Origin of the sequence: Tritonibacter sp. SIMBA_163 (genome assembly GCF_046535935.1) — a bacterium.
Classification (GTDB): Bacteria; Pseudomonadota; Alphaproteobacteria; order Rhodobacterales; family Rhodobacteraceae; genus Epibacterium; species Epibacterium scottomollicae.
On record NZ_JAWJBP010000002.1, the window covers coordinates 561,184 to 584,779 of the forward strand.

General features: G+C 61.2%; 25 protein-coding genes. 13 read left to right on the forward strand and 12 right to left on the reverse strand.

Annotated elements, in window-relative coordinates:
- Window positions 1-90: 90 nt before the first annotated feature.
- From R0J92_RS06565 to R0J92_RS06575, 3 genes are all read left to right on the forward strand, one after another.
- Window positions 91-1,353 (forward strand): Hsp70 family protein, encoded by a 1,263-nt coding sequence (locus tag R0J92_RS06565; RefSeq protein ID WP_411051103.1) that lies wholly within the window; start codon window positions 91-93, stop codon window positions 1,351-1,353.
- Window positions 1,354-1,439: 86 nt separating this feature from the next.
- Window positions 1,440-2,252 carry a lytic transglycosylase domain-containing protein gene (locus R0J92_RS06570; RefSeq protein WP_411051104.1) on the forward strand — a complete coding sequence of 271 codons (813 nt, stop codon included), beginning with the start codon at window positions 1,440-1,442 and terminating at the stop codon, window positions 2,250-2,252.
- A gap of 274 nt (window positions 2,253-2,526) precedes the next feature.
- Window positions 2,527-3,519, forward strand: coding sequence for a hypothetical protein (locus R0J92_RS06575; protein ID WP_411051105.1), 993 nt, complete (start codon window positions 2,527-2,529; stop codon window positions 3,517-3,519).
- Window positions 3,520-3,568: 49 nt separating this feature from the next.
- On the opposite strand, the gene R0J92_RS06580 is transcribed toward R0J92_RS06575, so the two are convergent.
- Window positions 3,569-4,339, reverse strand: coding sequence for a heme-dependent oxidative N-demethylase family protein (locus tag R0J92_RS06580; protein ID WP_411051106.1), 771 nt, complete (start codon window positions 4,337-4,339; stop codon window positions 3,569-3,571).
- 180 nt (window positions 4,340-4,519) lie between these two features.
- Between R0J92_RS06580 and dddP the strand changes: the two genes are divergently transcribed.
- Window positions 4,520-5,863, forward strand: a complete 1,344-nt coding sequence (gene dddP / locus R0J92_RS06585; protein WP_411051107.1) for a dimethylsulfonioproprionate lyase DddP — start codon at window positions 4,520-4,522, stop codon at window positions 5,861-5,863.
- Between the two features lie 55 nt (window positions 5,864-5,918).
- On the opposite strand, the gene R0J92_RS06590 is transcribed toward dddP, so the two are convergent.
- Together R0J92_RS06590 and R0J92_RS06595 are read right to left on the reverse strand one after the other, a co-directional pair.
- Window positions 5,919-6,827, reverse strand: a complete 909-nt coding sequence (locus R0J92_RS06590; RefSeq protein WP_411051108.1) for an endonuclease/exonuclease/phosphatase family protein — start codon at window positions 6,825-6,827, stop codon at window positions 5,919-5,921.
- Window positions 6,824-7,384: an NUDIX hydrolase gene (locus R0J92_RS06595; protein WP_411051109.1), complete on the reverse strand. Its 561-nt coding sequence runs from the start codon at window positions 7,382-7,384 to the stop codon at window positions 6,824-6,826. The genes R0J92_RS06590 and R0J92_RS06595 overlap by 4 nt, the downstream gene beginning before the upstream one ends.
- Before the next feature lie 114 nt (window positions 7,385-7,498).
- Between R0J92_RS06595 and R0J92_RS06600 the strand changes: the two genes are divergently transcribed.
- From R0J92_RS06600 to R0J92_RS06620, 5 genes are all read left to right on the forward strand, one after another.
- Window positions 7,499-8,761 carry an alpha/beta fold hydrolase gene (locus R0J92_RS06600; protein WP_411051110.1) on the forward strand — a complete coding sequence of 421 codons (1,263 nt, stop codon included), beginning with the start codon at window positions 7,499-7,501 and terminating at the stop codon, window positions 8,759-8,761.
- Between the two features lie 108 nt (window positions 8,762-8,869).
- Complete coding sequence (purB, locus tag R0J92_RS06605) at window positions 8,870-10,174, forward strand: adenylosuccinate lyase (RefSeq protein WP_411051111.1); 1,305 nt, start codon at window positions 8,870-8,872, stop codon at window positions 10,172-10,174.
- 139 nt (window positions 10,175-10,313) lie between these two features.
- Entirely contained in the window at window positions 10,314-10,859 is a 546-nt protein-coding gene (locus tag R0J92_RS06610) for a tetratricopeptide repeat protein (RefSeq protein WP_411051112.1), read from the forward strand.
- A 78-nt stretch (window positions 10,860-10,937) separates the two neighbouring features.
- Window positions 10,938-12,044, forward strand: coding sequence for a flagellar motor switch protein FliG (locus R0J92_RS06615; RefSeq protein WP_106165266.1), 1,107 nt, complete (start codon window positions 10,938-10,940; stop codon window positions 12,042-12,044).
- Window positions 12,045-12,196: 152 nt separating this feature from the next.
- Window positions 12,197-13,120 carry a lysophospholipid acyltransferase family protein gene (locus R0J92_RS06620; protein ID WP_411051113.1) on the forward strand — a complete coding sequence of 308 codons (924 nt, stop codon included), beginning with the start codon at window positions 12,197-12,199 and terminating at the stop codon, window positions 13,118-13,120.
- Between the two features lie 5 nt (window positions 13,121-13,125).
- Here R0J92_RS06620 and R0J92_RS06625 read toward each other — a convergent pair whose 3' ends face one another.
- Complete coding sequence (locus tag R0J92_RS06625) at window positions 13,126-13,833, reverse strand: DUF1223 domain-containing protein (RefSeq protein ID WP_317386355.1); 708 nt, start codon at window positions 13,831-13,833, stop codon at window positions 13,126-13,128.
- A 218-nt stretch (window positions 13,834-14,051) separates the two neighbouring features.
- On the opposite strand from R0J92_RS06625, the gene acnA reads away from it, so the two are divergent.
- The 3 genes from acnA to R0J92_RS06640 all read left to right on the forward strand — a co-directional run bounded on the left by acnA (window position 14,052) and on the right by R0J92_RS06640 (window position 18,111).
- Window positions 14,052-16,799 carry an aconitate hydratase AcnA gene (gene acnA / locus R0J92_RS06630; protein ID WP_411051114.1) on the forward strand — a complete coding sequence of 916 codons (2,748 nt, stop codon included), beginning with the start codon at window positions 14,052-14,054 and terminating at the stop codon, window positions 16,797-16,799.
- Window positions 16,800-16,937: 138 nt separating this feature from the next.
- A complete protein-coding gene (locus R0J92_RS06635; protein WP_411051115.1) occupies window positions 16,938-17,288 on the forward strand; it encodes a hypothetical protein in 351 nt (116 codons plus the stop codon).
- A 118-nt stretch (window positions 17,289-17,406) separates the two neighbouring features.
- A complete protein-coding gene (locus tag R0J92_RS06640) occupies window positions 17,407-18,111 on the forward strand; it encodes an SDR family NAD(P)-dependent oxidoreductase (protein ID WP_411051116.1) in 705 nt (234 codons plus the stop codon).
- Between the two features lie 6 nt (window positions 18,112-18,117).
- Here R0J92_RS06640 and R0J92_RS06645 read toward each other — a convergent pair whose 3' ends face one another.
- Window positions 18,118-18,735: an NAD(P)-dependent oxidoreductase gene (locus tag R0J92_RS06645; protein ID WP_411051117.1), complete on the reverse strand. Its 618-nt coding sequence runs from the start codon at window positions 18,733-18,735 to the stop codon at window positions 18,118-18,120.
- A 105-nt stretch (window positions 18,736-18,840) separates the two neighbouring features.
- On the opposite strand from R0J92_RS06645, the gene R0J92_RS06650 reads away from it, so the two are divergent.
- Window positions 18,841-19,212, forward strand: coding sequence for a winged helix-turn-helix transcriptional regulator (locus R0J92_RS06650; RefSeq protein WP_411051118.1), 372 nt, complete (start codon window positions 18,841-18,843; stop codon window positions 19,210-19,212).
- 15 nt (window positions 19,213-19,227) lie between these two features.
- Here R0J92_RS06650 and R0J92_RS06655 read toward each other — a convergent pair whose 3' ends face one another.
- The 7 genes from R0J92_RS06655 to secF form a co-directional block, all read right to left on the reverse strand.
- The gene (locus R0J92_RS06655) at window positions 19,228-19,764 is read right to left on the reverse strand and encodes a DsbE family thiol:disulfide interchange protein (protein WP_411051119.1); all 537 of its coding nucleotides are present in this window, start codon (window positions 19,762-19,764) and stop codon (window positions 19,228-19,230) included.
- On the reverse strand, window positions 19,757-19,912 hold the full coding sequence (gene ccmD, locus R0J92_RS06660) for a heme exporter protein CcmD (RefSeq protein ID WP_317386362.1): 156 nt from the start codon (window positions 19,910-19,912) through the stop codon (window positions 19,757-19,759). Before ccmD ends, R0J92_RS06655 begins: the two co-directional genes overlap by 8 nt.
- A complete protein-coding gene (locus tag R0J92_RS06665) occupies window positions 19,905-20,639 on the reverse strand; it encodes a heme ABC transporter permease (RefSeq protein ID WP_106165275.1) in 735 nt (244 codons plus the stop codon). Before R0J92_RS06665 ends, ccmD begins: the two co-directional genes overlap by 8 nt.
- A 45-nt stretch (window positions 20,640-20,684) precedes the next feature.
- Window positions 20,685-21,341, reverse strand: a complete 657-nt coding sequence (ccmB, locus tag R0J92_RS06670; protein WP_411051120.1) for a heme exporter protein CcmB — start codon at window positions 21,339-21,341, stop codon at window positions 20,685-20,687.
- The gene (ccmA, locus tag R0J92_RS06675; RefSeq protein WP_411051121.1) at window positions 21,338-21,949 is read right to left on the reverse strand and encodes a heme ABC exporter ATP-binding protein CcmA; all 612 of its coding nucleotides are present in this window, start codon (window positions 21,947-21,949) and stop codon (window positions 21,338-21,340) included. Before ccmA ends, ccmB begins: the two co-directional genes overlap by 4 nt.
- 87 nt (window positions 21,950-22,036) lie before the next feature.
- Complete coding sequence (locus R0J92_RS06680; protein ID WP_411051122.1) at window positions 22,037-22,390, reverse strand: Mth938-like domain-containing protein; 354 nt, start codon at window positions 22,388-22,390, stop codon at window positions 22,037-22,039.
- A gap of 237 nt (window positions 22,391-22,627) precedes the next feature.
- The gene (gene secF, locus R0J92_RS06685; protein WP_411051123.1) at window positions 22,628-23,596 is read right to left on the reverse strand and encodes a protein translocase subunit SecF; all 969 of its coding nucleotides are present in this window, start codon (window positions 23,594-23,596) and stop codon (window positions 22,628-22,630) included.

A 23,596-nucleotide genomic window follows, 5' to 3' on the forward strand; every position in this document is an offset into this window, starting at 1 on the left:
ACCTAAATCCAATTCGTTGTTCTCCTCTTGAAGCCCTATGCCGTCTCCCATAGGAAGGCGCGTTCCAGCGCCCGACAGGAGCCCGCACAAATGACCTCCCCTGCTATGTCACCCAACACGCTTGGCATCGACTTTGGCACCTCGAATTCCGCTGCGGGTCTGACAGTGGCAGGTCGGCCCTGGCTGGTGGAACTGGAACCGGGCGAGACCACTCTGCCCACGGCCGTCTTCTTTGACAGCGACAGCAAGAAGATGCGCATCGGGCGCAGCGCCACCCGCGCGCTGATCGATGGCGACGAGGGACGGTTCATGCGGGCACTCAAAAGCCTGCTGGGCACGCCGCTCTTGTATGAAAAGCGCCGTCTTGGTGGCCAGATGATGGATTTCACCGATGTCATCGCGCATTTCCTGCGCGAGGTGAAAACCCGCGCGGAAACCGCCACACGGATGGAGTTCACCCATGCGCTCTCCGGTCGGCCGGTCAAGTTTCACTCCAAGGACGAGGCGCGCAACGCCAAGGCCGAAGAGGACTTGCGGGGCTGCTACAAAAAGGCGGGCTTCGAGGATGTGCAATTCCTCTACGAACCCGAAGCCGCGCTGCGCTCTGCCCGCCCGCACCCTGGCGTCGGGCTCGTGGTAGATATCGGCGGCGGTACTTCCGACTTTACCTGTTTTGAACAGGATGCCGCGGGTGGCACCCGCATTCTGGCCAGCCATGGTCTGCGTCTCGGGGGGACCGACTTTGATCGCCAGATCAGCATTGATCATGTGATGCCCCATCTTGGACGTGGCGCCTTGATCCGCAACAGTTTTGGCGGCGGCAGCCTGCCCGCGCCCAGCCGGATGTTCAACGATCTTGCCACCTGGCAGATGATCCCTTTTCTCTATGGGCCGGACACCCGTCGCGCCGCGCAGGATCTGGCGCGTAACGCCGAAGATCCTGCCGGTCTCAACCGGCTTGTCCAGGTGCTTGAGGATGAACTGGGCCATGACCTGGCCTTTGCCGCCGAGGCGGGCAAAATTCGCGCCAACAGCGCAGATGGCGACGCCGCACAGATTGACCTGCGGATCGTGGAACGCGGCCTGTCTGCCGCCCTGCCCCGCAAGGCACTGGATCAGACGCTGGCGGAGATGGTGCAGAACATTCAGGCCGAGGCTGCCGAGACCCTGCGGCGTGCCGGGGTCACCCCGCGCGATGTCACCCGCTGCGTGATGGTTGGCGGCTCTGCGCTGCTGTCATCGGTGCGCGACAGCATGCAAACCCTCTGCCCCAACGCGGAGATAGAGACTGACCGCGCGATGACTGCCGTGGCGGACGGCCTGGCGTTGGCTGCGCGGGATGCCGCCTTCTGAGGTGGTTTCCCCGTAGAAAAAGCGTGAACCCCCGAAGCTGCCCGCGTAAGCTGCGCCAAGACATCTGCACAGTCCTGAGGTTTTCCATGCTTGTTTCCCGCCTTGCCGCCCTTGGCCTTGCTGCCACTCTTTCCGTTGCAATGCCGGTTGCCGGCATGGGCGCGACCTGCGGCAACACGGCAGCCGGGTTTGAGGCCTGGAAGGCCGATTTCGCGCGCACCGCCCAACGCGCCGGGGTCCGTCAGGCGGGGCTGAACGCGCTGGCGCAGTCGCGATATGCAACCGGCACCATCGCCGCCGACCGCAACCAGAAGAGCTTCAAATACAGTCTTGAGAAATTCATGCAGGTTCGCGGCGCAACCACGATCGTTGCGCAAGGCAAAAAGCACAAGGCGCGCAACGCCGAGTTTTTTGCCGCGCTGGAGAAGAAATACGGCGTGCCAGCAGGTCTGCTGATCGCCATCCACGGCATGGAAACCGCATTTGGCAATTACATGGGGAACAGTCAGGTGGTCTCCTCCATCGTGACGCTGACCTATGATTGCCGCCGCTCCGAGTTCTTTGAACCCCACGCCATCGGCGCGTTGAAACTGGTGGATCAGGGCGCAATCAGCACGGCGACACAGGGGGCCAAACATGGGGAGTTGGGCCACACTCAATTCCTGCCCGGAAACGCGCTGGAATACGGTCAGGACTGGAACCGTGATGGTCGCGTGGATTTCTACGACATGGGTGACGCGCTGGCCTCCACCGCTTACTTCCTGCGCAAGAAAGGCTGGAAACCCGGCCGTGGCTATCAGCCGGGCGAGCGCAACTATCGTGTTCTGAAGCAATGGAACGCCGCGACTGTCTACCAGCAATCTCTGGCGATCATGGGCCGTCAAATCGACGGCAACTGAAGCACCAGCGCGATAACACCGGCGCGTTAAGAACAATCAACAGGTCGGTCGCAAGATTGTAAGGGCTTGGGCATCAATGTGGCTGTGACCGGTCCAGTTTTTGCCGCATTCCGGCGACACTCCGCGGCAGAAACCGGCGTAACACCTTGCATTTAAATAAAATTATTTAAAATTGCGCTATTTCTCTCCTCGCCTGCATGTCGCGGGGAAAATCTGTGTAATCCGCCCAATTTTCCGCGTTTTCAGATCCTACACTTGTCGGAGAAGACAACCGATGGAGGATTTCACGGTGCTGGATCAAACAACACAGAATATGTCGGCTTCGAACTATCGGGGCAAACTGGGGTTTGCAGAGCGGGATGACGCCGCCCTGTCCAAAGCCTCGGTTCTGGTGGTTCAGACGTTGGAAGAATTTGGGCATGAGGTGGATCGCTTTCATGCCAAACGCGCCCACCGGGTCAATTTGGATTGCGATCACTACATCGTCTCCTTACGCCACCGCCGCAGCCCGGCCCCGATGCGCCAAAGTGACGGCGCGCCCTGCCGCAGCCATCTCGACATCACCTTCACACCACGATTCCCAGAGCAGACCGATCAGGAACTGACCGAAATGTTGCTCGCACGGTCACTGCAGGCGCTGCTGACAGAGCTAAACGCCACAACTGTGGAATGGCTGGAGACAGGCGTCATGCTGGATCGGGCGGCGTTCCTGTCCGCGTTCGGCTCATCGTACGCGGAGGGCCCATCCTCGGCTCGCGATATCGTCGCGCAGGATATTCAAGTTCCCGTTGACGCGGCGGGCGCCGTGCCCGTTGACGCCGCAGCCCCAGAGCAAGCTGAACTGGCCGCGACAATCAAGGCTTTCGACAGCTACGCCGCACGGTCCGGTGGCGTGCAGGTGGAGACGATCACGCGGGTCTCCGCAAAGACACCGCGTTTTGCCTCCGTCGAGGACACCTTTGGCACATTGACCACAGAATGTGATCGCGTCATCGAACGGCGTGCGGGCAAGACCCCATCGGAGATCCTTTCCGCGTATCGCAAGGTCACCGGCGTTGTTTCACTTGGAAGATGCAATGCAGGCACCATGTCGGCCTGGGTCCTGACCGCCATCATGGCAATGCTGTCACTGCCGCTCGGCATCACCGCTGCGGCGGTAAACCTGGCGCGCGGCGGCGACATGCGGTTCAGTGTCCAGATGCTGGGCGTTCTGGCATTGCTTATGTTCCTGCAATCCTCAGGCCTGGTCTATGCCGCATTGCTCTGATTTTGGAATGGGTCACAAACATCTCGCAACACGTTGATTTTATTCAGCTCTAAACCTCAGGACCAGCCTCAGACGCCCATTGCGCAAGCACATCCGCCCGCGTCAGAACCGTCGTGTGGATCGAGAAGATCACGGCCCGCGTCCGGGGCAACCGATAGATCGACTGCAGCTCACTGCGCATGTAGTGCTGCGTCTCCGGTGTCGATGTGGCGCGGGGGTCTTCTTCCCGGCGCGGCTGATGCAGGCTCGGATCCGCATACCAGAGCGCATTGAACCGCCAGAGCGGCCGCCCCGCCTGCACCCCGTCAAACAACCGCTGCACACGTCGGGCGATGCCTTCATCATAGTCCGCGACCGGGGTATGGATCGCCAGCAAGGGTTTCATGAACTTCTGCGCCAGAGTCCAGCTTGCAGGAAAGCACAGAATGGCCGCGGTCAATACGTGTTCATCGCTCGCCTCGGGCTTCTCGAGGATGCAGAAATCCTGTTGCGCAATCCGCCCCAACGTCTCCACCGGGACGCTGCGATCAATGGCAACTGTCACACCATCCGGCCGGGTAACGTGGCTGGCGTTCGCTTGCGCGCCATAGCGGACCGCCAGCACCTGATCGAGCAGCTCCTGCGCGGCAGGCTCGGCAGCATCATCCATCGCCAACACCGCATCCTGATGATCGCGCAACAACCGCTCCCGCTCGCCGAGCTGCGCCGCAAAACCGTCGTCAAAGCGCAGCCAATCCTCGGGCGGCAGTGGCTGGATGCCCGGCAAGGGCCGTGGCGCCAGCGGATTATAAGGGATGGAGGTCTGGAGAATCTCTGTCATGGACTAGCCATAGCACCCCGGTGGAAAGTCTGCACGACTGTACAGTTTCCATCTGCAATCTCGTGATATGCGCTGGGATTCACATCAAATCTCGCAAAACGGACATGTTCTGGGTCGCATTTAGCAAGGCCAAGGCGCGCGCTGGACTTCAGGCTCTGACCATGAGCCAGGGAGGACAAGATGAACGAGCATTTCCGTGACCGCCGAAAGATCGACCCCAGCCGCGGCGCAGCCCTTGGCGACGGCACGCCCAACGACAATGACCGGATCGAGATCGGCCCGACCCAACTGGCCTTTGGCGAATGGACGGCGGCGGGGCTGGAGCTGCCCAACCTCGAGGCGATGCGCCACTACCGCTGGCAGCGGCTGACGCAAGCCATCGTGGACCGGGGCTACGGCGGTCTGTTGATGTTCGATCCGCTGAACATTCGCTACGCCACCGACAGCACAAACATGCAGCTGTGGAACACCCACAACCCGTTCCGGGCGCTGCTTCTGTGCGCTGATGGCTACATGGTGATCTGGGACTACAAAAACTCGCCGTTTCTTTCGACCTTCAACCCTCTCGTGCGCGAACAGCGCTCGGGCGCGGATCTGTTCTACTTTGATCGTGGCGACAAGGTGGATGTGGCGGCGGATGCGCTGTCGAATGAAGTCCGCCAACTGATCGGGGAACACGGCGGCGGCAATATGCGTCTGGCGGTGGACAAGATCATGCTGCACGGGCTGCGCGCGCTGGAGGCACAAGGGTTCGAGATCATGGAAGGCGAGGAACTCACCGAAAAAGCCCGCGCCATCAAGGGTGTGGACGAGATCCTTGCCATGCGCTGTGCGTCCCACGCCTGCGAGACCGCGGTCAAGGCGATGGAGGACTTCGCCCGCCTTAACGTCGGGGATGGCAAAACCTCCGAGGATGACATCTGGGCGGTGCTACACGCGGAGAACATCCGCCGGGGTGGCGAATGGATCGAGACACGGCTGCTGGCCTCCGGTCCGCGCTCCAACCCCTGGTTTCAGGAATGTGGGCCCCGGATCACCCAGCGCAACGAGATCATCTCTTTCGATACCGATCTGGTGGGCAGCTACGGTATTTGCGTCGATATCTCCCGCAGTTGGTGGATCGGCGATCAAAAGCCACGTCCCGACATGATCTATGCCATGCAACACGCCCATGAGCACATAATGACGAATATGGAGATGCTGAAACCCGGAGTGATGATCCCGGAGCTGACCGCGGGGACTCATGTGTTGGACGCGAAATATCAGGCGCAGAAATACGGCTGTCTGATGCATGGCGTGGGCCTATGTGACGAGTGGCCTCTGGTGGCCTATCCCGATCATGCGGTCGCCGGTGCCTTTGACCATCCGCTGGAGCCGGGCATGGTCTTGTGCGTGGAGGCGCTGGTGGGCGAGGTCGGCGGCGACTTTTCCATCAAGCTGGAGGATCAGGTTCTGATCACCGAGGATGGCTACGAGAACCTGACCACCTACCCGTTTGATCCGGCCTTGATGGGTCAGGCCTAGAACGACGGCGCTGACGAGGGGACGGGGTGGCCTATATCTTGCGGTCTTCGGCGGATCAATCCGCCGGGCGTGGCCAAGGCAGGCGCGCCAAAACCCCGTGGTGATCGGAGGCGAGTTTCGGCAACACCTCGATCACGCCCTCGCCGCCCGGCGCCAGCACATGGTCGATGCCGATGGGGTAATTGACCAGCGGCAAATCAAACGTCGCCGCATAGGGCCCGACCCGCGCCATGCCGCCGGCAGCGCCGATCTGTGCCACCGCATCAGACCAACCCACGGCGTTAAAATCTCCGGCGAGGATCACCGGCCCGTCAAGGCTCTCCAGGCGCTTCACCACCCGCTCTACATGATCGGCCTGCTCGTGCGGCCAAGGCCAGGGCAGATGCAGGGCCGCCACCCAGAACCGCCCTGCGGGACCCTCCACTTCCATCGCGGCCAGCCCAAGATCCTCTGCGCAGGCAAGCCTGTCGGTCGCGGTGACCCCGCGCGCCAGAACCGCAACGCCTCCGACCTTGCGGAACGGGCAATACTGCTGCACCGGATAGTCCGACTGCAAAGTCTTCAGGATCGGCAGATTGAAACGAGAGATTTCTTCGAGCGTGACAATATCTGCGCGCGCCTTGCGAATGGCCTGCGTCAGGCTGTCGTTGCCCGCGTTCCGCCAGAGCATGTTTTTCTGATACAGCGTCAAGGGCGGTGGGGTGCCGTTTGCCTCGTCTGGCAGATGCCCCAGCCAATTGACGATCATCACAACCGTCGCTGCCGCCCCCGTCAACGCCGCGCGTGCATCACGGCGCAGGATAAAGGCGCAGATCATCGCAAGACCCGCAAAGGGCACACGAAAGACCGACAGGCTATCCCCCAAAGGGTGCACCATCCCCAGAAAACTGCCCGCCAAGGACAGGGTGCTGAGGATCAAGAACGCCCAAACCACGGCGCGGCACAGGTTCAATACACGATTCACAGTCCCAACCGCTCCCGCCAGAGCGGCCATTTGCGCGCCACAACGGCCACGCTGTCCGCCTCTGACGCCAACTGATCCAGCGGGACCCACGCCAGCGCATGGGATTCTTCGCTGGCAATAGGCTCGCCTGCCTCTGCCACAAACAGATAACGCACGTCATAATGCAGATGCGCAGGCTCCTTGGTGGAGGCCGGGATGTCATGCACATCGACATCAAAGACCTCCGAAGTCAGCAGTCGGATGCGCGACAGGCCACTTTCCTCATAAGCTTCCTTGGTGGCGGTGAAGCAAGCGTCTTGAATGCCATCACAATGCCCACCAAGCTGTAGCCAACGGTCGAGCTTTGCATGATGGGTCAGCAATACCGACGACAGGTCCGGCGACAGCACAAAGGCCGATGCGGTGACATGACTGGTCAGCGGGTCACGCCCGAACGCCCGCGGCTCTTGGCGGCAGAACATCACAAGGCGTGACCACATGTCCCTGTCGCGGGCGTCCAGAGGCGCAAACCGCCCGATGCCGGCAAGCGCGTGGTCTGAATTCTGATGCTCACCCATGTGACGCTCCTTCACCTTCCCGTGACGGTTGTGACAGCCGCCTTGCCGTACCGCGGGCCTCGGCGCACCTTAGAAAGGCCGACACCCCAAAGCCAAGCCCCGAAAGCACTGCCAATGCCCACTGAACGCATCACATTTTCCGGTCACGCCGGACATGACCTCTCCGCCCGTCTCGACCTGCCCGACGGTCCGGTGCTGGCCACCGCCCTTTTTGCCCATTGCTTCACCTGTTCCAAGGATATCCCCGCCGCCCGGCGGATTGCCGCGCGTCTGGCCGCCATGGGCATCGCGGTGCTCAGGTTCGACTTTACCGGGCTGGGACATTCCGAGGGCGAGTTCGCCAACACCAGTTTCAGCTCCAATGTTGCGGATCTGATTGCAGCCGCGCGCTATCTGGCCGGACGCAATATGGCGCCCGACATGCTGATCGGTCACTCGCTGGGCGGAGCGGCGGTCCTGCGCGCGCGTGCGGGCATCCCATCGGTCAAAAGCGTGGTGACGCTCGGCGCACCCTTTGATCCCAGCCATGTGGCACATCATTTCGATCATGCGCTGGAGGCGATCCAGCGCGACGGTCAGGCAGAAGTCAGCCTTGGGGGGCGCCCCTTTGTGATCGGCAAGGAGTTTGTCGACGACATTCGCCAGACGGAACTGGGTGAGGCTGTGGCAGATCTGAAGGCCGCCCTGCTGGTGATGCATGCGCCCCGGGATGCCACCGTCAGCATCGACAATGCCGCCGAGATTTTTCAGGCCGCGCGCCATCCCAAGAGCTTTGTCACGCTGGACGATGCCGATCACCTGATCACCGATTCCTGTGACGCGGAATATGCGGCGGATGTGATCGCGACCTGGGCCACACGCTATGTGGACATGAAACCACCCGCCCCGCCGCCCGGCGCGCCAGAGGGGGTCATTCGCGTCACCGAAGCCGACCCGGAGGGCTTCCTGCAGGACGTCCAAAACGGCCCCTATCACCATGTGTATGCCGACGAACCAGAAGCCTATGGCGGCACAAATCGCGGTTTGTCGCCCTACGGGTTTGTCGCTGCGGGTCTAGGGGCCTGCACCTCGATGACCCTGCGCATGTATGCCCGCCGCAAGGGGTGGCTGCTGGACAACATCAGTGTCGAGGTATGCCACGACAAGGTTCACGCGCAGGACGCCATCCCCTCGGGGCCAGCCAAGATTGATCGCTTCATGCGTGTCATCCACCTGAGCGGAGATCTGACCCCGGAGCAGCGCAACAAGCTGTTGGAAATTGCCGACAAATGCCCCGTGCATAGGACGCTGGAGCAAAGCTCACATGTGGAGACCCGACTGGAAAGCGCGCCCTCAGAGGCGCTGTTCCGACCCGACGGTCCCACCACAGCCGACTAGCAGCCCGCCCCGGCAGCAGACACGATGCGGCGCCACGCTTGCCGCCGGGGCATGGCTCGTCTATGAGAGCGGCATCTCATCCACTGACGACAAAAGGTGCCGCCGCCCATGATCCCTCGCTATGCCCGCCCCGACATGGTTGCCATCTGGTCCCCCGAGACCAAATTCCGCATCTGGTACGAGATCGAGGCACATGCCTGCGACGCCATGGCGAACCTTGGTGTGATCCCGCGCGAAAACGCCGAGGCGGTCTGGAAAGCCAAGGATGTGGAATTCGACGTCGCCCGCATCGACGAGATCGAAGCCGTCACCAAACATGACGTCATCGCCTTCCTGACCCATCTGGCTGAACATGTGGGCAGCGACGAAGCGCGCTTTGTCCATCAGGGCATGACCTCCTCCGATGTGCTGGACACCTGTTTCAACGTACAGCTGACCCGTGCCGCCGACCTGCTGCTGGTTGGCATGGATAAGCTGTTGGCGGCGCTGAAGAAACGCGCGCTGGAGCACAAGGACACCGTGCGCGTCGGCCGCAGCCATGGCATTCACGCGGAGCCCACCACCATGGGCCTGACCTTCGCGCGCTTTTACGCCGAGATGGACCGCAACCGCGCCCGCCTCGTTGCCGCGCGCGAGGAAATCGCCACCGGTGCGATTTCCGGCGCCGTGGGCACATTCGCCAATATCGACCCGTCGGTCGAGGAACATGTCTGCGAACAGCTTGGCCTGAACCCGGAGCCGATCTCCACCCAGGTGATCCCGCGCGACCGTCATGCGATGTTCTTTGCCACCCTCGGCGTGATCGCCTCGTCGATAGAAAACGTTGCGACCGAGATCCGCCACATGCAGCGCACCGAAGTGCTGGAAGGCGCGGAATTCTTCTCCATGGGGCAAAAGGGCTCCTCGGCGATGCCACACAAGAAAAACCCGGTGCTGACCGAGAACCTCACCGGTCTGGCGCGTCTGGTGCGCATGTCGGTGATCCCGGCGATGGAGAACGTCGCCCTCTGGCACGAGCGTGACATTTCGCATTCCTCCGTCGAGCGCGGCATCGGCCCCGACGCCACCGTGACGCTTGATTTCGCCCTGCACCGTCTGGCGGGTGTCATCGACAAGATGCTGGTGTTCCCGCAGAACATGCTGGACAACATGAACAAATTCCCGGGTCTGGTGATGTCGCAGCGGGTCCTTCTGGCGCTGACGCAGGCCGGTGTCAGCCGCGAGGATGCCTATTCCATGGTGCAGCGCAACGCGCTGAAGGTCTGGGAAGAGCGCCTCGATTTCCGCGAACTGCTGTTGGCCGACGCTGATGTGGTTGCCGCGCTGGGCGAGGATGGCGTCAACGAGAAATTCGACATGGGCTACCACACCAAACATGTCGACACGATCTTCAAGCGGGTGTTCGGCGAATAAGGACGCCCTCACGCACACAGATCAAACCCCGCCCTCACCGGCGGGGTTTTTCTTTTCGCCTCACAGCTTCGTGATGACTTGTTTTGGCCGTTCACCGCGCTTTCAGCGTAGTTTGAACAACAACAGATAGGAGATCCTCATGCGTTTCACGTCCCTCGCACTTGCCATTGCCCTGCCCTTTACCATGCCAATGGCCGGTTTTGCCGCTGGCGGCGACACGACCACGCCGCCGACCCCATCGGACACCACCAAAAAATGCTGGGGCAAACGCGTCTGGGATAAAGATGCGCAGAAATGCGTGAAGCCTGAAGAATCATCCCTGAGCGACGAGCAACTGCTGCAGACCGCGCGCGAGCTGGCCTATCTGGACCGCTTCGAAGATGCGCAGGCCGTGCTTGCCGCCCATCCGGATCAGATGGATAGCCGCGTCCTGACCTATTGGGGGTTCACCCACCGCAAACTTGGTCACTCCTCCGAAGCGAAAGACTATTACACCCATGCGATCGCGCAAGATCCCGACAATATCCTCGCGCGGAGCTATATGGCGCAAGGCTTTGTTGAAACTGGAGAATATGCGCAGGCACTGGCCCAGTGGAAGGAAATCAGGGCGCGCGGCGGTGACGGGACATGGGCCGAAGCCTCGCTGCGTCAGGCAATTCAGACGGGTGTGACCGTTAACTACTAAACTTCAGGCTTTCTTTACTGCTGAAGGCATATCTTGCTTCCTGACAGAAAGAGAATCTTTTCGGGTCAAGGTTCAAGAATGGAACAATCATCAGCTCTAGCGCTTCCTATGGCGCCACTGGGCGACGGACTTGGCGATTTTTCGTCACCGGCGCCCGCACCATCCCTCATGGGGGGGGCTCCCCAGCTTAGTGGGAAAGCCAAAGCGGCTATTGTCGTTCGTCTTCTTTTGAACGAAGGCGCCGATGTCCCCCTTGAAGAGTTGCCAGACGATCTGCAACTCGAACTTACTCAGCAAATGGGTAAGATGCGCCTGGTAGATCGCCAGACGTTGGACGCAGTCGCGGCCGAATTTGCAGAACAGCTCGAAAATATCGGGCTGTCCTTCCCCAATGGCCTCGCAGGTGCGTTGAGCGCCATGGAGGGCAAAATCAGCCGGCACACGCACAGCCGTTTGCGAAAGGAAGCGGGTGTGCGCCAATTCGGCGACCCCTGGGATCGGCTGCGCAAGCTACCGCCCGAGGAACTGGCCGAACTGGCCAAGGCCGAAAGCACCGAAGTCGCAGCTGTGTTGCTGTCCAAGATCGACACCGCCAAGGCGGCAGAGATGTTGCAGCATTTGCCGGGTCCGATTGCACGTCGCATCACCTATGCGGTGAGCCAGACAAGCAGCGTTACACCGGACACGGTGGATCGCATCGGACTGTCGCTCGCCTCACAGATCGAAGCGCGCCCGCAGGTCGCCTTTGACAAAACGCCAGGCCAACGTGTCGGGGCCATCCTGACGCAATCCGCCGCAGCGAAACGCGAGGAGGTTCTGACCGCGCTCGATGAGGAGGACCAGGAGTTCGCCACGGATGTGCGCAAGTCGATCTTCACCTTTGCGCTGATCGCGCAGAAACTGGAACCGGTCGATGTGCCGAAACTGGTCCGCGCCTTGGGCCCGCAGGACATCACCACCGCCATCGCCTTTGCCACGGATGAGGACGATGTGGCGTCGGTCACCTTCCTGTTGGACAACATGTCCAGCCGCATGGCCAACAACCTGCGCGAAGAAGCAAACCAGCTTGGTCGTATCAAACGGGCCGATGGTGAGGCTGCCTACGGTATTATCGTCAATATGCTGCGTGAAATGGTGGTCAACGGCGACATCGAGCTGAAGTCTGACGAGGAAGAAGAAGACTAGCACCGCCGCGCGTCGATCACCCCATCATGACCTGACACGAAACAAACCCGTGCCACACCGGCGCGGGTTTCTTCGTGGCGGTTTCTTGTGCAAGGCAGCGGCGCCCTCTATGATCGGGCGTTGCGGTATCGCAAGCAGGAGCACAATCCCCCATGCCCGTCGCCCATTCGGAGCTGACCTTTTCACAGCGCGCAAATTACTTTGTCGGAAATCTGTTCCTGCGTGGGCTGATCGGCGGGTTGAAACTGATCCCATATCGCTGGCGCGTGCCCGCGATGGGCTGGACCCTGCGCAAGGTTGCCCCCCTCGCCGGGTTTCACAAGCGGGTGCGCCGCAACCTTCATTATACACGTCCGGACCTGACCGAGAGCGAGGTCGACGCGCTGTGCCATCAGGTCGCCGACAATGTCGGACGCACGCTTGCAGAACTGTATGCCGGCGCGCCCTTCTGGGCCCGCGCCAAGGCGGCCCCCATCAATGGCCCCGGCCTGAAGGCGCTGGAGGCCGCGCGCGCAGAGGGGCGTCCGGTGGTGCTCGTTACGGGACATTTCGGCAATTACGACGCCGCACGATCCAAACTGGTCCAGATGGGGTTCAACATGGGGTCGCTCTATCGGCGCATGGCAAATCCCTATTTCAACGACCACTACGTCAAAGCGATTTCAGCCACCGGAAAGCCCATGTTCGAGCAGGGAAAACGTGGCATGGTCGCAATGGTGCGCCACCTGAAAGCGGGCGGAAACATCGCTATTGTCGCGGATATGCACGCGTTTGGAGGGCAGTATCTGCCGTTCTTCGGGCGCCCGGCTCTCACTTCGACAGTGCCGGCGGAGCTGGCATTGAAATACAACGCCGCCTTCATTCCGATCTACGGCCTGCGCGGCGACAATGGGATTGATTTCGAGGTAGTGGTCGCCGACGAGATTCCGCACTCCGATCCGGTGACGATGACGCAGGCGGTCTGCGATGATCTGGAGCGTATGGTGCGCGCGAATATGGGACAGTGGTTCTGGGTCCACCGGCGCTGGAAACCCATGCATGACACCCCGCACCCCGACCAGCCGGACAGTGCGTAGACCCGCTACTCCGCGCGGGCGGCGGCGAGTATGGGACCAAACGGCCATTGCTGCACCAATACCGCAGCCGGCAGATCATCAGGCAGCTCGACGGACAGATCGAGTGGGTCAGCGCCGTCCCAATCGGCCAGAACCTGCACGCTTTCAACCACATTGGCGTAATCCAGCGTATTGCCCGCAAGTTCCCCGCGTTTGATATCGACGCGGCGCAACGGCATGTACCTTACCAGCTGAACCCGCAAGACATCACCGCGCCGCTCAGGCTGTTTCGGCACTTTGATCGAGATTTGCTCCCCCCGAACCAGAACCGAAAGGTTCACCTTCGGCTTGTGACCGGCATAAGTGCCCAGCACCTCTGACAGCTGCATCGCATCTGCGCCGACCACATCCTCGCGCCCCATGATGATCATCTGGGGGGTATAGATCATGTTGCGCCCACCCACCTGCGCATATCCGCGCTGGCGCACCGTATGGGCCGGATCGGCAAAAGCGTCTGCCCAGCCAATATAGTCCCAATAATCAACGTGATAGGCCAAGGGCAGCACATCCTCACGGGTGGCAAGTCGCTTCAGCAGTTCATCCGCCGGAGGACATGAGGAACAACCTTGCGAGGTAAAGAGTTCTACCACCACAGGGGAAGGCTCCGCCGTTGCCGGACCAGAGACGGCGCAGATCGCCGAAAAAATCAGAGAGGAAAGCGAAATAAACCGCATGAGTCGCCTGTCAGGTTGTTAGGCTTACGGATGTACGCTCCGCCTGCCTCAATGGCCAATCAATCATTCTTGAGAGGTGTGACAGGAAATAATGCATATTTGTGTACCATTGCATACAATTCTGCGTCATGCGATGTTTCTTCTATTGAACGACAGGTCTGCATGAGGCAGACAATCTGCAGCGAAGTCCCTATTTGTCATTTATGAGGGAGGCCACCATGCCTATCACCGTCGGACAGGACACAGCCAAGACACGCAAGACGCTCAGCGTGAACGGCACGTCGATTGCCTATTACTCGATACCAGCAGCCACCGAAGCCGGGCTTGGGGATTTCACCAAGCTCCCCGCGGCGCTCAAGGTCGTGCTGGAAAACCTGCTGCGGTTCGAGGACGACGGGTTTTCCGTCTCCACGGATGACATCAAGGCTTTTGGCGAATGGGCCAAGAATGGCGGCAAGAACCCGCGTGAGATCGCCTACCGTCCGGCCCGCGTATTGATGCAGGACTTCACCGGCGTGCCTGCCGTGGTCGACCTTGCCGCCATGCGCGACGGCATCAAGAACCTTGGCGGTGACGCCAACAAGATCAACCCGCTGGTGCCCGTCGATCTGGTGATCGACCACTCAGTGATGATTGATGAGTTCGGCAACCCGCGCGCCTTCCAGATGAACGTGGACCGTGAGTACGAACGCAACATGGAACGCTACCAGTTCCTGAAATGGGGTCAGGGCGCGTTCAACAACTTCCGCGTCGTGCCACCGGGCACCGGCATCTGCCACCAGGTGAACCTGGAATATCTTGCCCAGACCGTCTGGTCCGACGTGGACCAGAACGGCGAGGAAGTCGCCTATCCTGACACGCTGGTGGGCACAGACAGCCACACCACCATGGTCAATGGCGCCTCCGTTCTGGGCTGGGGCGTTGGTGGTATCGAGGCCGAGGCCGCGATGCTCGGCCAGCCGATCTCCATGCTGATCCCCGAAGTCGTGGGCTTTGAGCTGACCGGCGAGATGATGGAAGGCACCACTGGCACCGACCTCGTGCTGAAGGTCGTCGAGATGCTGCGCGCCAAGGGCGTTGTTGGCAAATTTGTCGAATTCTACGGCTCTGGACTGGACCGTTTGCCGCTGGCCGACCGCGCGACCATTGCCAACATGGCGCCAGAGTATGGCGCCACCTGCGGCTTCTTCCCGATCGACGGGGAGACCATCCGCTATCTGCGCAACACCGGCCGCGATGAAGCCCGCCTTGCTCTGGTGGAGGCCTATGCCAAGGAAAACGGGTTCTGGCGCGACGAAAACTACGCGCCGATCTACACCGACACGATGACGCTCGACATGGGCACCATCGTACCGGCGATTTCCGGCCCGAAACGCCCGCAGGATTATCTGGCGCTCGACGTCGCCGCGCCCGCGTTCAAGAAGGTGGTTTCCGACTACCGTGGTGTTGATGCGTCCTCTGATGCAGCCGACATGGCCTCCGAGGGGCCAGCGCCGACGGCACCTGTCGATCCGCGCAAATCCCACCCTGTGAAGGGCGAGGAGTTCGAGCTGCGCGACGGCTCCGTTGTGATTGCCTCAATCACCTCCTGCACCAACACATCGAACCCCTATGTGATGATCGGTGCCGGCCTGGTGGCGAAAAAGGCGCATGAACTCGGTCTCGACAGTAAACCCTGGGTCAAGACCTCGCTCGCGCCCGGCTCTCAGGTGGTGTCGCATTATCTGGAGGCCGCGGGCCTGCAGGAACATCTGGACGCGATAGGTTTCAACCTCGTGGGCTACGGCTGCACCACCTGTATCGGCAACTCCGGCCCGATCCAGCAGGAGTTCTCCGACGCCATTTCCGAGGGCGATCTGGTGGCGGCATCGGTCCTGTCCGGCAACCGCAACTTCGAAGGCCGGATCAGCCCGGACGTGCGCGCCAACTACCTCGCCTCACCGCCCCTAGTGGTGGCCTATGCGCTGGCTGGCGACATGAATGTCGACCTGACCAACGACCCGCTGGGACAGGACAAGGATGGCAATGACGTCTACCTGAAGGACATCTGGCCGACCCAGAAAGAAATCGCCGATCTGGTCGAGGCCACCGTCACCCGCGAGGCGTTCCAGTCCAAATATGCCGACGTCTTCAAGGGCGACGAAAAATGGCAGGGCGTGGAAACCACCGAAGCGGAAACTTACGACTGGCCCGCAACCTCGACCTATATCCAGAACCCGCCCTATTTCCAGAACATGGGCGCGGAGCCGGGCACCATTCAGGACGTTGTGGGCGCAAAGACGCTCCTGATCCTTGGCGATATGGTCACCACCGACCACATCTCTCCGGCGGGGTCCTTCGCGACCACGACACCGGCGGGCAAATACCTGCTCGACCGTCAGGTGCAGCCGCGCGAGTTCAACTCCTACGGGTCGCGTCGCGGCAACCACGAGATCATGATGCGCGGCACGTTCGCCAATATCCGCATCAAGAACGAGATGCTGGACGGCGTTGAAGGCGGCTATACCAAAGGCCCCGATGGTCAGCAGACCTCGGTCTATGAGGCGTCCATGGCGCATCAGGAGGCCGGCACCCCGCTGGTGGTATTCGGTGGCGAGCAATATGGCGCCGGGTCATCGCGCGACTGGGCGGCCAAAGGCACGGCGCTCCTGGGCGTGAAGGCAGTGATTGCCGAGAGCTTCGAGCGCATCCACCGCTCCAACCTCGTGGGGATGGGCGTCATCCCGTTTGAGTTCACTGGCGGCGACACCCGCAAGTCACTGAAACTCACCGGCGATGAGATCGTGGACATCAAGGGTCTTGAGAGCGTCACGCCGCTGCAGGAGGTCGACTGCGCCATCACCTATCCCGATGGCAGCAGCAAGACCATCACCCTGAAATGTCGCATCGATACGGCCCCGGAGATCGAGTACATCGAAAACGGTGGCGTGCTGCATTATGTGCTGCGCAAGCTCGCGAAAAGCTGATCGTGACCTGTTCGACAATGGCGCGGGCGGCACAGTGTGCCGCCCTTTTTTATTGCGACTACAAGATGGTAACACAAGCATAACACCCCGTGTGATACGCATGATCCATCTGCCGTAAGGACCTAACGAGGCGTCAGAATGATTGCTGTTATCACCAAGTATTATCCGCTCCATGCCCGATTTGAAGAAGTTCTGAACCTTGCGACCGCCCTGTCGAAGGATGACAAGGGTCTCCGCAAGGGCTGCTATGAAACCCGCCTTTATGCTTCGCCGGAGCATGGCGAAATCAAATCCGTAAGCTTGTGGGAAAATCGGGAAATCTTTGAGGCATATCTCGATCACGTGATTGCAGGGGACGATCTTCTGGAATTTCAGTCCACCTACATGCGGCGCGAGATTGATACGCGCATCTATGAGACCATCGACACCGGTGTGATCGGACAGTTTCCGATTGAGACAGAGCTGGAACGCCGACAGATCAGCTGTTGAGCGGCCGCGTCAGCCCCTGACGACCTCCGTCGCGGCGGGTGGTCTTGTCATTTCTGCCTGCCCGCGCTTGAGTGGCATCATGGTGCAGCCCCTGCATCTTCCAGCGTGGGAGACCCTGATGACCAAGACCGTCCTAGTTACCGGAGGCACTTATGGCCTCGGCCGGGCCATTTCGGCGCAATTCTCCAACGATCACAATGTTCTGCGCTCGTATTTGAATACACCGCCATCAGATGATCTGGAGGCACAGACCAATGTGGTTTCCATCTCATGTGACCTGCTGCAGGACGAAAGCGCCGCGGATCTGGTCGCGCAGGTGATCGAAAAATTTGGCCGGTTGGATGTGATCGTCAACAACGCCGGACTGGTGCAGTCGACCCCGAAAGAGACGTTCGACGCCGCTGCCCATCGCCGGGTGTTCGAGCTGAATACCATCGCGCCACAGGCCATCCTCGCCGCCGCCCTGCCCCATCTGAGGCCCGGCGCCAGCATCGTCAACATCTCGTCGATGAACGCCGACCTGCCGCCCCGTGATGCGGCCAGCTATGGTGCCAGCAAGGCGGCGCTGAACCTCTGGACCCGCGCCATGGCCAAGGAACTGGGACCAGAGGGCATTCGCGTGAACGCGGTGGCACCTGGCGCGATCAACGTGCCCGAAGCGCCCCGCCCTGACGAGTTGACCGAGATCTTCGTGAAGGACACCGCCCTGGGTCGCCCCGGAACCCCGGAGGACATCGCCAGGGCGGTGTATTTTCTGGCCTCCGACACTGCCAGCTTCATCACCGGCGCAGTGCTGCCGGTGACCGGAGGTTACCGGCTCTGAGCCGGATCAATAGGCCGCGTGAAAGATCTCGCGGCTATGGGTCGGGGTCTCCACCTCATCCATCAGCGCCACGGCATAGTCTTCGGCAGAGATCCGGCTGTTGCCCGCCTCATCCGTCATCAATTCCCGGCCGCCAAGACGGAACTTACCTGTCCGCTCGCCGGGTTCGATCAACCCGGCCGGCGCCACCACGGTGAAATCGAGGGCACTTGCGGCGATCTTCTCGAACGCCTGCCGCATGCCCTGTGCCTCGGCGCGATAGGCGTCCGGCACCACATCTGCCACCGGGCTTCCATCCGGCAGGTTCAGCGACCCCGCGCCGCCCACGATGACCACCCGGTTCCCGCCCAGTCCAGCGATCAGGGCTTCGGCATAGGCGTTGGATTCGGCGATCGCGTCGCCGGTGCTGCGCGGGCTGACCGCGGTGATGGTGACATCCGCCGCTTCGGCCTGCGCCGCGAGTGCCGCCGTATCGCTGACGTCCAGCTTAACGGACTGCACCCCGTCGAGCACTGCGACCTCGGGCCTGCGGCTGCCGATGGTCAGCTCATGACCACGCGACAGGGCCTCTGCTACGATCCGGCTGCCGATCATGCCGGTGCCGCCCAGAACAAATAGCTTCATTTGATGTCTCCAACTTGATAGTTACTGATAGGAACTACCTAAGGGCTGAGAACCGCGCCCGGAATACGCATGTTTTGAGCACATAGTTACCTGAAAGGAACCGCCATGGGACGCCGACGCGCCTTGGAATACGACTGCGCCATCCGGGATGTTCTGGATCGCATTGGCGATGCCTGGTCGGTGCTGGTGATCATGGAGCTGTCAAAAGGCCCCTGCCGCTTCAATGCCTTGCGCCGCGTCATTGAAGCAATCTCTCAGCGCATGCTCTCGGTGACCCTGCGCAATCTCGAACGTGATGGGCTGGTGTCTCGTCAGGTGCTGGACACCTCGCCGCCGCAGGTGGAATACAGCCTGACCCAACGGGGGGCCTCACTACACGGCGCAATCAGCCATCTGGCGCGTTGGGCGGAGACACATCAGCCAGGTATTCGCACCTCCCGCGCCGCCTACGACGTGAAAGAATCCATCGCTTCCTGACGGGATCAGCGGCGCCTACTCCGCCGCTTTTTCCATCGCCGGTCGGATGGTCTGTTCCAGCACTTTCGCCGTAATCGGTCCGGCAAAGCGCAGCACAATGGTGCCCTCGCCATCAATCACATAGGTTTCCGGCACGCCGTAGAGCCCCCAGTCGAGCGCCATGCGCCCGTTCTCGTCCCGTCCGACGCCCGCATAGGGATCACCAAGCTCCTCTAGGAAGCTTTGCGCATTGCCCAGCTGGTCCTTGTAATTCACCCCGTAGATCGCCACGCCCTCCTCAGAGAGCGCCGTGAGGCTCGGGTGTTCGGCACGACATGGACCGCACCAGCTGGCCCAGTAGTTGACCAGCTTAACCTCACCGTCGCGCAGGGTCTCATTGTCAAAGCTCTCCTTGCCGGGAAACTCGCTCAGCGCCACTGCCGGGGCGGCCTTGCCCTCCCGCGCGGACGGCAGGTTCTCCGGGTCCTCGCGGCCCATGCCAACAAACGCCAGCCCGACAAAACCCGCAAAGACAACCACCGGAAGCGCCATCATGGGCGAGATCTTAGCCATTGCCACGTATCCTCTTTTCGACAGACTTCAGCTCTGAACGGACCCGGGCACCGCGCCACAGGGTCACGACGAGCAACAGCGCCAGCAGCAGCAACGATGCGGCGTAGGCGGACAACACCGTGTCAGCGTATTTTCCAAGATCAGGCATCTGACATCCTTTCCCGCGCGATCAGCGCCTTCATCCGGCGGGCGCGGATTTCCGTCCCGGTCCGGTAGAGCACCAATGCAATGAAAAACAGGATGAACCCCGCCATGCATGTGTAGAGCGGAAAGGCAAAGACATCCGCGACATTCTCTTCCTTGTCGAGCGACAGCGACGCGCCCTGATGCAGCCCCTGGTTCCAGAAATTCACCGCATAGCGCGACAGCACCGCAAAAACAGAGCCCACGAGGCAAAGGATCGAGGTCAGGTCAGCCGCGGTGTCCGGATTGTCGATCGCTTCCCAGAGCGCAATGTAGCCGAGGTAGAACAGGAACAGCACCAGAAAGGAGGTCAGCCGCGGGTCCCAGGCCCACCAGGTGCCCCACATCGGTTGCCCCCAGATCGCGCCGGTGATCAGCGCGATCAAGGTCATGATGATCCCTACAGGGGCGGCTGCTTTGGCGGCCAGCGCGCTGACATGGTGCCGACGGATGACCCAGATCAGCGAGGCCAGCAGCATCATGAACCAGGCATTGATCGCCATCAGCGCGGCCGGCACATGCAGGTAGATGATCTTGACGGTGGAGCCCTGTCGGTAATCATCCGGCGTGAAGAAGAACCCCCAGATCAGCCCGCCGAGGATCAATACGGCAGAGACCACCCAAAGGGATGGCAGCACACGCTCGCTGGTGTGCAGGAATTTCTTCGGATTGGCGTATTCCCAGATCGACATGCTGGCCTTCTAGCTCTTGTTTCGGGTCATCACAATCTCCTGCTGCTAGCGCAAATTGACGCGCAGCACAGCAGCGGAGGCAAAGGGTAAAAGCGCGATCGCACCAAGCGTGATCCCGCCCAGCATCAGGAGCGGTGTCTCCACCGCCATCCCTGCCGCGCCGCGTCGGGCGGCCTCGGCGCCAAAAATCAGTGTCGGCACGTAAAGCGGCATCACCAGCAGCGACAACAGGAGGCCACCGCGCTTCAGCCCCACGGTCAAAGCAGCACCAAAGGTGCCAATCACCGACAGCGCAGGCGTCCCGAACAACAGCGAAAGCGTGATCCAGAGATAGCCGCCTGCGGGCAGGTTCAGCAGCACCCCCAGCACCGGCGCCGCCAGCACCAGCGGCAATCCGGTGGTGAGCCAATGCGCCAGAGATTTCACGCTCAAGACAGCCTCAAGCGGCAGAGGCGCGGTGGCCAGCAGGTCGAGAGAGCCATCCTCCCAGTCCAGTGCCAGCAGCCGGTCCAGCGACAGGAGGCACGCCAACAGCGCACCCAGCCACAACACGCCGGGCGCAATCACCGCAAGCGTGGCGGAGTTCGGACCCACGGAGAACGGCACCATCACGGTCACGATCAGAAAGAACGCAAGCCCCAGCCCGAAGCCGCCCCCGGCGCGAAACGCCAGCCGCAGGTCCCGCAGCAACAGCGCGCTCACAGGAAGCCCCCGTCATCCGCATCCAGCGCCGGCAGCTTTGCCTTGAACGGTGTCAGGTCCAAAACCCGCCCCTCGATGCCGAGGTCGATATGGGTCGCCATGATCGCCGCACCACCGGCATTGAGATGAGCGCGGATGGTGGCAGCGAACAGCTGCACCGAGGCGGCATCAAGGCTCACTGTCGGCTCATCGAGGATCCAGAGCCGCCGCCCGGTGACCATCAACCGCGCCAGCGACAGGCGACGTTTCTGCCCGGCGGACAGGCTACCGGCGGCTCGTGTCCGGAGCGCCGCCAGGTTAAAGGCCTTGATCGCCGGCTCAATGTCGTGCGCGCCGAACACCCGCGCCCAGAATGTCAGGTTTTCCTCAACCGTCAGCGTCAGTTTCAGACCATCCGCATGGGCCGCATAGGCAATATCCTCCGGGTCGCCGAGGATTTCTCCGGCAAGCGGGGGCTGAAGTCCGGCCAACGTGCGCAACAAGGTCGTCTTGCCGATCCCGTTAGGACCGCGCAGCACAAGCGCCGTTGCTGCAGGCAGCGCGAACTGCACGCCTTCAAGTACCGGAAAACCTGCCCGGCTCACGCTCAGATCCCTGACCTCAATCATATGCGCCCCGCAGCATAGCACCCATGGCCTAATCTATTGCTATCATGCATGAAAAGCAGATCTTCACATGGTTTGCCTTGCGCCAGATCAAACTGGCAGTGCGGCCAGCGCGATGCGGCGGCCTTCGGACAGGAGCACATTGTAGGTGCGGCAGGCGGCCGGCGAGTTCATCACCTCGACGCCCAGCCCGGCCTGCTCCAGCTCCGCGCGCAGATCAGCCGGAATATGGGCGATCTCAGCCCCGGTTCCCACAAACAGCACATCGACATCACCAGCGAGCGCCAACAGGGGCGCGGTGTCGGCATAGCCGCCCCATGTGCGGGTGCCGGTCGCACCGGTGAGAACGGCCCCTTCGTGGAGGTCACCACCGACACGAAAGAAGCCCGGCCCATAGCCGTCGACCGGAACGGCATCGGAATAAACCACTTCGTTGAGGCGCATGACACTCTCCTTCCTGACGATTGCACTGGTGAATACCACGCAAGTTGAAATGCTGAAACCGGCAAGTGGACATGCGAGGCTCTGCCTCGCGCTCCGAGATATTTTTGAAAAGATGAAGGCAGTCTGGTCGCGCTGTAGGTCGCCCGCATCGAATATGAGGGCCTGATGTAGCACCCCTGAACGCAAAACAGCCGCGGCATGTTACCGCGGCTGCTTCAGGTCTGTTATCGTCGAAAATCAGGCGTCGATTTTGGCAAACTGATTGCCCGTTGTGTTGTCGGGCTTGGACCAATCCCGTTTGACACCCAGCCAAAGCAGGATGGTGGAGGCCACAAAGATCGACGAATAGGTGCCGATCACAACACCCCAGATCATCGCAAAGACAAAGCCCCGGATCACATCGCCACCCAGCACGTAAAGCGAGATCAGTGCCAGCAGCGTGGTGACCGAGGTCATCACCGTCCGGCTCAGCGTCTCGTTGATGGAGATGTTCAGAACCTCCGACAGCGGCTTTTGCTTGTACCGGCGCAGGTTTTCCCGCACCCGGTCAAACACCACCACGGTGTCGTTCAGCGAGTAGCCAACGATCGTCAGCAACGCCGCGATGATGGCGAGGTCGAACTTGATCTGCAGTTCGGAGAACACCCCGATGGTCAGAATGACATCATGCACCAGCGCCGCCACGGCACCGAGTGCAAACTGCCACTCAAAGCGCAGCCAGATGTAGATCAGCACCGCCCCGATCGCCAGCGCAACCGCCAGAACGGCTGTCTGCACCAGCTCACCGGACACCTTCGGGCCGACGCTTTCCACGGAGATGAACTTGATCCCTGGCGCCACCTCATCCAACACAGCCTGGACATCGGCGATCACCTGGCTCGACAGGGCTTCACCATCCTGCTGGGCCTCGATCCGAATCATCGCAACGTGCTGATCGTCATCGAAGGTCGGATCGAACACCTCGGTGATTGTGATGTCCCCGAGCCCAAGCGGCGCAATGGCATCACGATAGGTGCCGATATCCAGATCCTGCTCCGCCTCCGTGCGGATGGTGGTGCCGCCCCGGAAGTCGATGCCGAAGTTCAGCCCCTGCAGCGCAAAAGACGCAAAGCCGATGACGACCATCAGCGCCGATATCCCCAGCCAGAGCTTCCAGCGCTTGAAGAAATCGAAGGAGGTTCCTTCAGGTACGAGTTTCAACCGCAT

Excerpts from the sequence above, each read along its gene's own strand:
- R0J92_RS06580 (WP_411051106.1), bottom strand. The coding sequence starts at position 4,339 with ATGACAGAGATTCTCCAGACCTCCATCCCTTATAATCCGCTGGCGCCA.
- ccmA (WP_411051121.1), bottom strand. The coding sequence starts at position 21,949 with ATGATTGAGGTCAGGGATCTGAGCGTGAGCCGGGCAGGTTTTCCGGTA.
- purB (WP_411051111.1), top strand. The coding sequence starts at position 8,870 with ATGATCCCTCGCTATGCCCGCCCCGACATGGTTGCCATCTGGTCCCCC.
- R0J92_RS06635 (WP_411051115.1), top strand. The coding sequence starts at position 16,938 with ATGATTGCTGTTATCACCAAGTATTATCCGCTCCATGCCCGATTTGAA.
- R0J92_RS06575 (WP_411051105.1), top strand. The coding sequence starts at position 2,527 with ATGGAGGATTTCACGGTGCTGGATCAAACAACACAGAATATGTCGGCT.
- dddP (WP_411051107.1), top strand. The coding sequence starts at position 4,520 with ATGAACGAGCATTTCCGTGACCGCCGAAAGATCGACCCCAGCCGCGGC.
- secF (WP_411051123.1), bottom strand. The coding sequence starts at position 23,596 with ATGCGGTTGAAACTCGTACCTGAAGGAACCTCCTTCGATTTCTTCAAG.
- R0J92_RS06595 (WP_411051109.1), bottom strand. The coding sequence starts at position 7,384 with ATGGGTGAGCATCAGAATTCAGACCACGCGCTTGCCGGCATCGGGCGG.
- R0J92_RS06640 (WP_411051116.1), top strand. The coding sequence starts at position 17,407 with ATGACCAAGACCGTCCTAGTTACCGGAGGCACTTATGGCCTCGGCCGG.
- R0J92_RS06600 (WP_411051110.1), top strand. The coding sequence starts at position 7,499 with ATGCCCACTGAACGCATCACATTTTCCGGTCACGCCGGACATGACCTC.
- R0J92_RS06570 (WP_411051104.1), top strand. The coding sequence starts at position 1,440 with ATGCTTGTTTCCCGCCTTGCCGCCCTTGGCCTTGCTGCCACTCTTTCC.
- R0J92_RS06620 (WP_411051113.1), top strand. The coding sequence starts at position 12,197 with ATGCCCGTCGCCCATTCGGAGCTGACCTTTTCACAGCGCGCAAATTAC.
- acnA (WP_411051114.1), top strand. The coding sequence starts at position 14,052 with ATGCCTATCACCGTCGGACAGGACACAGCCAAGACACGCAAGACGCTC.
- ccmD (WP_317386362.1), bottom strand. The coding sequence starts at position 19,912 with ATGCCTGATCTTGGAAAATACGCTGACACGGTGTTGTCCGCCTACGCC.
- R0J92_RS06655 (WP_411051119.1), bottom strand. The coding sequence starts at position 19,764 with ATGGCTAAGATCTCGCCCATGATGGCGCTTCCGGTGGTTGTCTTTGCG.
- R0J92_RS06645 (WP_411051117.1), bottom strand. The coding sequence starts at position 18,735 with ATGAAGCTATTTGTTCTGGGCGGCACCGGCATGATCGGCAGCCGGATC.
- R0J92_RS06665 (WP_106165275.1), bottom strand. The coding sequence starts at position 20,639 with ATGTCGATCTGGGAATACGCCAATCCGAAGAAATTCCTGCACACCAGC.
- R0J92_RS06610 (WP_411051112.1), top strand. The coding sequence starts at position 10,314 with ATGCGTTTCACGTCCCTCGCACTTGCCATTGCCCTGCCCTTTACCATG.
- R0J92_RS06615 (WP_106165266.1), top strand. The coding sequence starts at position 10,938 with ATGGAACAATCATCAGCTCTAGCGCTTCCTATGGCGCCACTGGGCGAC.
- R0J92_RS06680 (WP_411051122.1), bottom strand. The coding sequence starts at position 22,390 with ATGCGCCTCAACGAAGTGGTTTATTCCGATGCCGTTCCGGTCGACGGC.
- R0J92_RS06565 (WP_411051103.1), top strand. The coding sequence starts at position 91 with ATGACCTCCCCTGCTATGTCACCCAACACGCTTGGCATCGACTTTGGC.
- R0J92_RS06650 (WP_411051118.1), top strand. The coding sequence starts at position 18,841 with ATGGGACGCCGACGCGCCTTGGAATACGACTGCGCCATCCGGGATGTT.
- R0J92_RS06625 (WP_317386355.1), bottom strand. The coding sequence starts at position 13,833 with ATGCGGTTTATTTCGCTTTCCTCTCTGATTTTTTCGGCGATCTGCGCC.